The sequence below is a fragment of the Variovorax sp. GW458-11-26-14-LB1 genome (assembly GCF_059423965.1).
The window spans coordinates 104,718-110,717 of record NZ_JBWKYW010000019.1 but is presented as its reverse complement, the minus strand read 5'-3'; the positions used below and the strand labels follow the sequence as shown (position 1 = coordinate 110,717).

Sequence of the window (6,000 nt, the reverse complement as noted above, 5' to 3'; positions counted from 1 at the left end):
CTTCCCGCAGCGAAATCAAGGAGGAGGGCGAAGCCCGGGGGACATTCGCGGAGGGAAGTACCCGGTGGCCTGTGCACACGCCCTGAACAACGACACCAAAAGAACAACAACATGAGCACCCCTTCCGAAGCCCTAGCCCCGATCGCCATCCCGCGCTCGAATCACTTCGACCGCGAACGCTGGCTCACCGGCGCCGCCGTGCTGCTCGTCGTGCTGCTGCTCGTCGTGATCGTCGCGCTGCCCGTCGGCGCGCTGGTCGGCCAGAGCTTCTACGACCGCGCGGGCAGCTTCGTCGGCCTGACCAACTTCGCGCGCTACCTCGAGAGCCCCGCGCTCGTGCAGTCGGCCTTCAACAGCGTGCTGCTCGCGGTGATCAGCGCCGTGCTGTGCACCGCCATCGCCTACGTGTACGCCTACGGCCTCACGCTCTCGTGCATGCCCGCCAAGGGCCTGCTGCGCGCCGTGGCGCTCATGCCGCTGCTGGCGCCCTCGCTGCTGCCGGCCATCAGCCTGATCTACCTGTTCGGCAACCAGGGCCTGTTCAAGGGGCTGCTGGGCGACCTGTCGATCTACGGGCCGCTGGGCATCGTGCTCGGCTCGGTGTTCTGGACGCTGCCGCATGCGCTGCTGATCCTCACCACCGCCATGGCCACTTCGGACGGGCGCCTGTACGAAGCCGCGCAGACACTGGGCGCCTCGCGCTGGCGCATCTTCCGTACCGTCACGCTGCCCTCGTCACGCTACGGCCTCATCGTGGCCGCGATGGTCGTGTTCGTGCTCGTCATCACCGACTTCGGCGTGCCCAAGGTCGTGGGCGGGCAGACCGGCGTGCTCGCGACCGACATCTACAAGCAGGTGGTCGGCCAGCAGAACTTCCAGATGGGCGCGGTGGTCGGCCTCGTGCTGCTGATTCCGGCCGTGCTGTCGTTCCTCGTCGAGCGCCGCGTGCGCCGCAAGCAGGCCGCCGCGCTGTCGGCGCGCGCCACGCCGTACCAACCCGAGCCCGTGAAATCACGCGACCGCGCACTGCTCGTGTTCTGCACGCTCACCGCCATCGCCATCGTCGTGATGATCGGCATGGCCGTGTTCGCCTCGCTCGCCAGCTACTGGCCCTACAAGCTCACGCCCTCGCTGAAGAACTACGACTTCAGCAACATGGACGGCGGCGGCTGGGGCAGCTACGGCAACTCGCTGCGCCTGGCGCTGTGCGCGGCCGTGGCGGGCGCGTTCGCCACCTTCGTGTCGGCCTATTTCGTGGAGAAGCCGCGCCACTTCGGCCTGCTGCGCGAGCTGCTGAACCTGCTGGCCAACCTGCCGCTCGCCGTGCCAGGGCTCGTGCTCGGCGTGGGCTACATCTTCTTCTTCAACTCGGCCGCGAACCCGCTGCACGGGCTGTACGGCGGCATGGCGATTTTGGTGATCTGCACCGTGGCGCACTTCTTCTCGGTGGCGCACCTCACCTCGCTCACCGCGCTGCGCCAGCTCGACCGCGAATACGAGCTGGTGTCCGAATCGATGGGCGTGCCGTTCTGGCGCACGCTGTGGCGCGTGCACCTGCCGGTGGCGCTGCCCACGGTGCTCAACGTGGCCGGCTACTTCTTCGTCAACGCGATGACCACCGTGTCGGCCGTCGTGTTCCTCTATTCGCCGCAGACCACGCTGGCCGCCATCGCCGTGCTCAACATGGACGATGCCGGCGACGTGGCGCCCGCCGCCGCCATGGCCTCGCTCATCATGCTCACGGCCGCCGTCGGCCGCGGCCTGTTCGCGCTGGCCGGGCACTGGGCGCTGAAGCGCACGCAAGCCTGGAGACAACGTTGATGAACCCCAGCATGTCCGTGGACAGCTTCGATGTGATCGTGGTCGGCGCCGGCATCGTCGGCCTGGCCCATGCCTACACCGCTGCGCAGCGCGGCCTGCGCGTGTGCGTGGTCGAGCGCGATGCCGCGTGCCTGGGCGCATCGATCCGCAACTTCGGCTTCATCACCGTCACCGGCCAGGCGCCGGGCGACATGTGGCGCCGCGCCATGCATTCGCGCGACGTGTGGCAGGCCATCGCGCCGCAGGCCGGCATCGACATCGTGCACCGCCACCTCTGGCTTGCGGCCTACCGGCCCGAAGCGCATGCCGTGCTCGAAGCCTTTTTGCGCACGCCGATGGCCGAGGCCTGCGCGCTCATCGACGCCACCGATGCGCAGGAGCGCGCGCCCAGCCTCAACCTTGCGCAGGCGCGCTCGGTGCTGTTCAGCCCGCACGAACTGCGCGTCGAATCGCGCACCGCCGTCGGCCTGCTCGCGCGCTGGCTGGCCGAGGCGCATGGCGTGGTGTTCCGCTTCGGCGAGACCGTGCACGAGGTCGAAACCCCGCGCGTGCGCACCTCGCGCGGCACCCTGCGCGGCGAGCGCGTGGTGGTCTGCACCAACACCGAACTGCACGGCCTGTTCGCCGGCCGCATCGCCACGCACGACCTCACGCTGTGCCGCCTGCAGATGCTGCGCGTGCAGCCCGAGGCCGGCTTTCGCCTGCCGGGCGCGGTGATGACCGACCTGAGCCTGGTGCGCTACGAGGGCTACAGCAGCTTGCCTGAAGCGGCGGCGCTGCGCGCGCGGCTGATGCAGGAGGAGCGCGCCTCGCTCGACCACGGCATCCACCTCATCGTGGTGCAGAGCGCCGACGGCTCGCTGGTGGTCGGCGATTCGCACCACTACGGCGATGCGCCCGAACCCTTCGCCATCGAAGCGGTCGACCAGCTCATCCTGCGCCACCTGCGCAGCACGCTGAATCTCGAGACCGCGCAGGTCACCGAGCGCTGGACCGGCGTGTACCCGTCGTCCAAGACCACGCCCTGCGTGATCGACGCGCCCGACGACGCCACGCGCGTGGTGCTGGTCACCAGTGGCAGCGGCGCGAGCACCGGCTTCGGCATTGCCGCCGATGTGTTCGACGCGTGGTGAACACCGCCCCTTTCTTCATCCTTCTTCTTCCCTCGCCATGAACGCCCACCCCCATGCCAGGCTGCAGGCCGTCGTCTTCGACTGGGCCGGCACCATCCTCGACTTCGGTTCCTGCGCCCCCATGGGCGCCTTCGTGAAGCTGTTCGCACAGTCCGGCATCGACATCACCATCGACGAGGCGCGCGCCCCGATGGGCATGGCCAAGTGGGACCACATCAAGGCCCTGGGCACGCAGCCGCGCATCGCCGCGCAGTGGGCAGCGAAGCACGGCCATGCCTTCAGCGACGCCGACGTCGACCGCCTGTACGAGGTGTTCACGCCCATGAACGCGGCCAGCGTGCGCGACCACACCGACTTCATTCCGGGCGCGCTCGAGGCGGTCCACGCGGCGCGCGAGCGCGGCCTGAAGATCGGTTCGACCACCGGCTACAACCGCCCGATCATGGACGTCGTCACGCCGCTCGCCGCAGCCGGCGGCTACGAGCCCGACAACCTCGTGTGCGCGGGCGACCTCGCAGCGGGCCGCCCGTCGCCGCTCATGATGTACCGCTGCTTCGCCGACCTCGGCGTGTGGCCGCCGCACGCCGTCGTCAAGGTCGACGACACCGGCGTGGGCCTGCAGGAAGGCCTCAACGCCGGCACCTGGGCCGTCGGCGTGTCGGTCAGCGGCAACGTCAACGGCCTGACGCTGGCCGAATGGCAGGCGCTCGACACCGACAGCCAGCAGGCCCGCCGCGCCCGCGCCACCGCCGAGCTGCAGGCCGCCGGCGCGCACTACGTGATCGACAGCGTGGCCGACCTGCCGAACGTGCTGGAAGACATCGAGCGCCGCCTGCAGGCCGGCGAGCGGCCGGAAGTCCTCTTGCGCTGAAGCAGAAAGCTCGCTTTACCGACGGTGGCTGGCGCTGCCGTCCGACTTGACGCGTCACTTCGCGGGCTTAGCATGCGCCGCATGCGAAGCACAGCCTTTGTTCTTCTGCTCTGTCTCGGCCTGCTGACCGCGGCCTGCGACGGCAAGCGCAAGCCCGGCATTCCGATGCCGAAGGCCTTCTTGTCGTCGAGCGTCGTGGTGGTGATGGCACCTGCGCCGTTCGTGGGTTGAGGCTGCCGGAGCGTTCAGCGCACCGGCCGCGGCGAACGTCTCAGGACGGGACGTACGCCAGCACTTCATCGCCCGCCGCATCGAATTCGCCCGTGGGCTTCCAGCCCAGGTGCCGGTAGAAGCCGTGCGAGCGCACCTGCGGATCGGGCGAGCAGCCCAGGAAGAGCCGCTGAAAGCCCAGCCCTTTGAACTCTTCGACCATCAGCGCGAGCAGCGCCTTGCCGATGCCCAAGCCTTCGTACGCAGGAAGCAGTGCCAGCACGGCGATCTCGCCGGTGTCCCGATCGCCGAAGCAATAGCCCGCCAGCTCGCCGTCGACGAGCGCGACGTAGCCGGGCAGGGAGCCGTCGGCGATGCCGGCCTGCCAGCTCTCCAAGGTGATGCCGAGCGCCTTCAACTCGTCGACGGAGAAGGCGTTCTCTCGCGTGCGGCCGCGCAGGTCGAGGCACGCGGGCGTGTCTTCGGGAATGGCTTGTCTGTAGGTGATGGGCATGCGTCGGGTGTTCGAGGGCGCGCGCAGCAGGCGGCGCGGCCTTCCGCGAGAATGCCACACGACATGCGCCGCCCGATGCATGCGTGGAGACAAGAATGAAGACGCAAGAGACAGCCATCGTCCATCAGCCCGACTCGCGCTACGCCATGGTGCGCCTGGCGCTCACGCTGCTGGTCATGACGGTCGGCAGCAGCGGCATGTACGTGGTGTCGGTCATGCTGCCCGCGGTGCAGGCCGAGTTCGGCGTGGCGCGCGCCGATGCCTCCATGCCCTACACGCTGCTGATGCTGGGCTTCGGTTTCGGCGGCGTGCTCATGGGCAAGCTGGCCGACCGCATCGGCGTGATGAAGCCGCTGCTGATGGGCTCGGTCTTCCTGGCCGCCGGCTACATCGCCACGGGCCTGTCGGAAGGCATCGTGTCCTTCACCGTCGCGCAGGCGCTGCTGGTCGGCCTGCTCGGCAGCTCGGTGGCCTTTGCGCCGCTGGTGGCCGACACCTCGCTGTGGTTCGTCAAGCGGCGCGGCATCGCGGTGGCGGTGTGCGCCAGCGGCAACTACCTCGCGGGCGCGGTGTGGCCGCCCATTGCGCAGCACTTCGTCGAGCAGGTGGGCTGGCGCCAGACCTACATCGGCATGGGCATCTTCTGCGGCGTGACGATGGCGCTGCTGGCGCTCTTCTTCCGCGCGCGGCCACCGGCACTGGCCGAGGTGGCGCCGGTGTCGCAGGTGGCGGGCAGCACCCTGGTGCGCGACATGACACGGCCCTTCGGCCTGAGCATGGGCACGGCGCAGGGTCTGCTGTGCGTGGCGGGCGTGGCCTGCTGTGTGGCCATGGCGATGCCGCAGGTGCACATCGTGGCCTACTGCGGCGACCTGGGCTACGGCCCGGCGCAGGGCGCGATGATGCTGTCGCTGATGCTGGGCTTCGGCATCGTGAGTCGGCTGGTGTCGGGCGCCATCTGCGACCGCATCGGCGGGCTGCGCACGCTGATGCTGGGCGGCGTGCTGCAGTGCGTGGCGCTGCTGCTGTTCCTCCCCTTCGACGGGCTGGTGCCGCTGTACGTGATCTCGGCGCTGTTCGGCCTGTTCCAGGGCGGCATCGTGCCCTCGTACGCGATCATCGTGCGCGAGCACTTCCCGCCCAAGGAAGCCGGTGCGCGCGTGGGCACGGTGCTGATGTTCACGCTGTTCGGCATGGCGCTGGGCGGCTGGATGTCGGGCAAGGTGTTCGACCTGACGGGCAGCTACCACGCGGCCTTTTTGAACGGCATCGGCTGGAACCTGGTGAACGTGAGCATCGCGGCGTTCCTGCTGTTCAGGGTGCGCCGGATGCGACGGGGTGGGGTGGCGGTGGCTGCTTGAAGTTGCCCGTCCGGCCCCGGGGCGAAGGTCACAACATGCGTTGCTTCGAGCGAAGGAACAGACGGGCCAGCAGTCCGCCAACGACGGCAC

General features: G+C 69.1%; 6 protein-coding genes. 5 read left to right on the top strand and 1 reads right to left on the bottom strand.

Annotated elements, in window-relative coordinates:
• The first annotated feature begins 111 nt into the window (after positions 1-111).
• The 4 genes from AC07YS_RS15125 (at position 112) to AC07YS_RS15110 (ending at position 4,056) form a co-directional block, all read left to right on the top strand.
• Entirely contained in the window at positions 112-1,821 is a 1,710-nt protein-coding gene (locus AC07YS_RS15125) for a putative 2-aminoethylphosphonate ABC transporter permease subunit (RefSeq protein WP_495269855.1), read from the top strand.
• On the top strand, positions 1,821-2,954 hold the full coding sequence (locus AC07YS_RS15120; RefSeq protein WP_447741261.1) for a TIGR03364 family FAD-dependent oxidoreductase: 1,134 nt from the start codon (positions 1,821-1,823) through the stop codon (positions 2,952-2,954). Before AC07YS_RS15125 ends, AC07YS_RS15120 begins: the two co-directional genes overlap by 1 nt.
• Positions 2,955-2,991: 37 nt before the next feature.
• Positions 2,992-3,825 carry a phosphonoacetaldehyde hydrolase gene (gene phnX, locus AC07YS_RS15115; RefSeq protein WP_495269854.1) on the top strand — a complete coding sequence of 278 codons (834 nt, stop codon included), beginning with the start codon at positions 2,992-2,994 and terminating at the stop codon, positions 3,823-3,825.
• A gap of 81 nt (positions 3,826-3,906) precedes the next feature.
• A complete protein-coding gene (locus tag AC07YS_RS15110) occupies positions 3,907-4,056 on the top strand; it encodes a hypothetical protein (RefSeq protein ID WP_167394971.1) in 150 nt (49 codons plus the stop codon).
• A 40-nt stretch (positions 4,057-4,096) separates the two neighbouring features.
• On the opposite strand, the gene AC07YS_RS15105 is transcribed toward AC07YS_RS15110, so the two are convergent.
• Positions 4,097-4,549 (bottom strand): GNAT family N-acetyltransferase, encoded by a 453-nt coding sequence (locus AC07YS_RS15105; protein WP_495269853.1) that lies wholly within the window; start codon positions 4,547-4,549, stop codon positions 4,097-4,099.
• A gap of 95 nt (positions 4,550-4,644) precedes the next feature.
• On the opposite strand from AC07YS_RS15105, the gene AC07YS_RS15100 reads away from it, so the two are divergent.
• Positions 4,645-5,910, top strand: a complete 1,266-nt coding sequence (locus tag AC07YS_RS15100) for an MFS transporter (protein WP_495269852.1) — start codon at positions 4,645-4,647, stop codon at positions 5,908-5,910.
• The last annotated feature ends 90 nt before the right edge of the window (positions 5,911-6,000 follow it).

Coding starts and splice junctions, on each gene's coding strand:
- AC07YS_RS15120 (WP_447741261.1), top strand. CDS start 1,821: ATGAACCCCAGCATGTCCGTGGACAGCTTCGATGTGATCGTGGTCGGC.
- AC07YS_RS15100 (WP_495269852.1), top strand. CDS start 4,645: ATGAAGACGCAAGAGACAGCCATCGTCCATCAGCCCGACTCGCGCTAC.
- AC07YS_RS15125 (WP_495269855.1), top strand. CDS start 112: ATGAGCACCCCTTCCGAAGCCCTAGCCCCGATCGCCATCCCGCGCTCG.
- phnX (WP_495269854.1), top strand. CDS start 2,992: ATGAACGCCCACCCCCATGCCAGGCTGCAGGCCGTCGTCTTCGACTGG.
- AC07YS_RS15105 (WP_495269853.1), bottom strand. CDS start 4,549: ATGCCCATCACCTACAGACAAGCCATTCCCGAAGACACGCCCGCGTGC.
- AC07YS_RS15110 (WP_167394971.1), top strand. CDS start 3,907: ATGCGAAGCACAGCCTTTGTTCTTCTGCTCTGTCTCGGCCTGCTGACC.